The organism is Nitratidesulfovibrio oxamicus (assembly GCF_015731765.1).
Classification (GTDB): domain Bacteria; phylum Desulfobacterota; class Desulfovibrionia; order Desulfovibrionales; family Desulfovibrionaceae; genus Cupidesulfovibrio; species Cupidesulfovibrio oxamicus.
Map to the genome: position 1 here is coordinate 1 of NZ_VRYY01000279.1, position 3441 is coordinate 3441.

At 66.8% G+C, this 3441-nt stretch carries 4 protein-coding genes; all 4 read right to left on the reverse strand.

The window, feature by feature from the left end:
- Positions 1-278: 278 nt before the first annotated feature.
- Positions 279-1007, reverse strand: coding sequence for an amino acid ABC transporter ATP-binding protein (locus tag FVW20_RS10255; protein ID WP_196609387.1), 729 nt, complete (start codon positions 1005-1007; stop codon positions 279-281).
- 33 nt (positions 1008-1040) lie between these two features.
- Positions 1041-1712, reverse strand: coding sequence for an amino acid ABC transporter permease (locus tag FVW20_RS10260; RefSeq protein WP_196609382.1), 672 nt, complete (start codon positions 1710-1712; stop codon positions 1041-1043).
- A 138-nt stretch (positions 1713-1850) separates the two neighbouring features.
- Entirely contained in the window at positions 1851-2597 is a 747-nt protein-coding gene (glnH, locus tag FVW20_RS10265; protein WP_196609384.1) for a glutamine ABC transporter substrate-binding protein GlnH, read from the reverse strand.
- Between the two features lie 291 nt (positions 2598-2888).
- Positions 2889-3441, reverse strand: a 553-nt coding sequence (locus FVW20_RS10270) for an HAD-IC family P-type ATPase (protein WP_196609386.1), incomplete at its 5' end; no start/stop codon positions are given.

Below are 3441 nucleotides of genomic sequence, written 5' to 3' on the forward strand. Positions count from 1 at the left end.
GGCGGTGTCGGCACCTGGCGGGGACTGGTGCGATTGGGCGTCCGGCTGGGCGTCTGGCGGAGTGTCCGGCAGAGCGTTAGGCAGGCCGGGGGCGGCACTGGCGCATGCGGAATGAAGGATGGTGTCGCGGGCGGGCATGGGCGGGGATGTACCGCACGCGCGGCGCGGCTGGCAAGGCGCGGAACTGCACGGGGTGCCGCGCGACGGGCTTGGTCCTGTGACGGGCAAGGGGGGAACCGGTTCGACACCGGCTCCCCCCTTTCGAAACATCAGGCCCCCTACGCGTGGCGCACGCGGCCCAGAAACTCGCGCAGGCGCGGGTTTTTCGGCGCGCTGAAGAATTCGTCCGGCGGACCTTCTTCCTGTATCCGGCCCTGGTCGATGAAGATGACGCGGTCGGCCACCTCGCGCGCGAAGCCCATTTCGTGGGTGACGATGACCATGGTCATGCCTTCCAGCGCAAGGGCGCGCATGACTTCCAGCACTTCGCCCACCAGTTCGGGGTCAAGCGCGCTGGTGGGTTCGTCGAACAGCAACACCTTGGGCTGCATGGCCAGCGAACGGGCAATGGCCACCCGCTGCTTCTGACCGCCGGAAAGCTGGTCGGGGTAGGCGGTGGCCTTGTCGGCCAGACCCACCTTTTCCAGCAGGGCCAGGCCCAGCCGGTCGGCCTCGGCGCGGGGGGTGCGGCGCACCCTGATGGGGCCAAGGGTCACGTTGTCCAGCACGCTCATGTGCGGAAACAGGTTGAACTGCTGGAACACCATGCCCGCTTCGGTGCGCACGTAGTTGATGTCGGTGGCGGGGGCGTACAGGTCGTGCCCGTCAACGACGACCTTGCCGGAGGTGATTTCCTCCAGCCGGTTGATGCAGCGCAGCGCGGTGGACTTGCCCGAGCCGGACGGCCCGATGATCACCACCACCTCGCCGGGGCAGACGGTAAGGTCTATGCCGCGCAGCACCTCGTTCTGGCCGAACCGCTTGTGCAGGTTGCGGATCTCGATCATGGGGGTTTCACAGGTTTTCATCGTGTCATCCCCCTATCTGCCGAAGCGGGCGTTCAGCTTGCGTTCGTAGATGCGCAGCACGCGGGCAATGCTCAGCGTCATAACCAGGTACATCACGGCCACGGTCAGCCACACCTCGAAGGCGCGGAAGTTCACGGCGATGATCTCCTGCCCCTGCCGGGTCAGCTCGCCCACCCCGATGACCACCAGCAGCGAGGTGTCCTTCAGCGAGATGATGAACTGGTTGCCCAGCGGCGGGATCATGCGGCGAAAGGCCTGCGGCCACACCACGTACAGCAGGGCCTGCATGCGGGTAAGCCCGATGGAGCGCCCCGCCTCGGTCTGGCCCACGTCGATGGATTCCACGGCGCCGCGCACGATTTCCGCGATGTACGCCCCGGAGTTGACCGCAATGGCGACGATGCCCGCCGTCACTGGCGGAATGCGCATGCCCGTGGCCAGCGGCACGCCGAAATACAGGAACATCACCTGCACGATGAGCGGGGTGCCGCGTATGGCCTCCACGTAGATGTCGGCAAGGGCGCGAGGCAGTTTGCCGCGCGCGGTCTTGGCGAGCCCGGTGGCGGTGCCCAGCAGAAAGCCGATGGCCAGCCCGCCCAGGGTGATGATGATGGTCAGGTGCACCCCGCCTAGCAGCAGGGGCACGCTTTCCCACATGACGCTTGCTTTGAAGTCCAGTGCCATGGAATGCCTTTGGGTGATTCGCGCAGGGTGCGGGAACGGGCAAGGGGATGGCCCTGCGGCCATCCCCGTCGTGTCCGTTCAGGCGGCCACAGGGGACGGAATGCCCGCCGCCGTGACCGTCATCAGCAATGGGCAGGGCTACTTGCCGGGGGCGTAGCCGAACCACTTCATGTACAGCTTCTCGTAGGTGCCGTCGGCCTTGATCTTCTTCAGGGCCTCGTTCACCTTGACCACCAGCGGGCTGCCCTTGGGGAAGCCGATGCCGTACGACTGGCCCTGGTACAGCGGGCCGACGGTCTTCACCTTGCCCTTGCCGGCGGTCATGGCGAATTCCTTCACCACGGGCATGTCGAACACCACGGCGTCGGCGCCGCCGCTCATCAGCTCAAAGAACATGCCGTCGTTGTTGGGGAACAGCTTCACTTCTTTGGCGCTGGCGCTGGCCTTCACGAAGTCCACGGACGAGGTGGCGGTCTTGGTGGCCACGATCTTGCCCTTCAGGTCTTCCACCGACTTGATGGCGGTGTCGCCTTCGCGCACCAGGATCATCAGGCCGGAGTCGTAGTACGGGTCGGAAAAGTCGATGACCTGCTGGCGCTCGGCCTTGATGGTGATGCCCGCGATGCCCACGTCGATGTTGCCGGTCTGCAGGCCGGGGATGATGCCGTTGAAGTCCATGGGCTGCAGTTCGTACTCCACGCCCACGATTTTGGCCGCGGCCTGCCACAGTTCGATGTCGAAACCGGTGTACTTGCCGTCTTCGCCCTTGAACTCGAAGGGCTTGAAGTTGGTGTCGTGCGCGACGACGAGCTTCTTGGCCATGGCGGGGGCGCACAGCGCGGCCACCAGGGCAAGGCCGAGGGCGATCTGGATAAGACGCTTCATGTGGTTCCTCCGGTCTGTTGCGGCTGGTGCGCCGGTGCGCGCACGGCCCGTGTGCGTCCGCGCGGCGTGCGCGCGAACCGGATAGGCATTGCAGAATCCGGGCGGGAAATCAAGAGTGCCGGGCCGCGTGAGCGGCTGGTGCGCTGCTGCTGCAGGAGCCGGAACTTGCGGGGGGCTGCCCGGCGCAATGGGCTGAGGGAAGGGGCGTAAACGGGCCGGAAAGGAAACCCTTCCGACCCTTGGCGGCGTTGCGGACCACAGGCTGCGGCCATGCGGTCTTGCGCATGGCCGCTACGCCGCCTTCCTCCTTGCCGCGGGCACGGGGCAGGCAGGCTGGCCCGGTTCGCCGTCATCGAAGAAGGCAAGGCTGGCGGACGAAACGACCACGATCACCGACCCCACGTTGTGGAACACGGAGGCCATCACGGGCGAGAGCAGGCCATAGCCGCTGCCCAGGATGGACAGGGCGTTGAACAGCACGCCGAGGCCGATGTTGATCTTGATGAGCGAGATGGCCCGGCGCGAAAGGCGCACCAGAAAGGGCAGGCGACCGATGTCGTCGTGGGTCAGGGCCACGTCGGCGGTTTCCAGCGCCACGTCGGTGCCCGCACCGCCCATGGCCACGCCCACGTCCGCCCCGGCCAGGGCGGGGGCGTCGTTGATGCCGTCACCCACGAAGATCACCGTGGCCCCGGACTGCTGCTGGGTGCGGATGGCGGACAGCTTGTCGGCGGGCTTCAGCCCGGCGCGCCAGTAGTCCATGCCTGCCTCTGCCGCGATGCGCGCGGCGGCGGTTTCATGGTCGCCGGACAGCATGCCCGCGTGGGCAAGGCCTGCGGCGCGC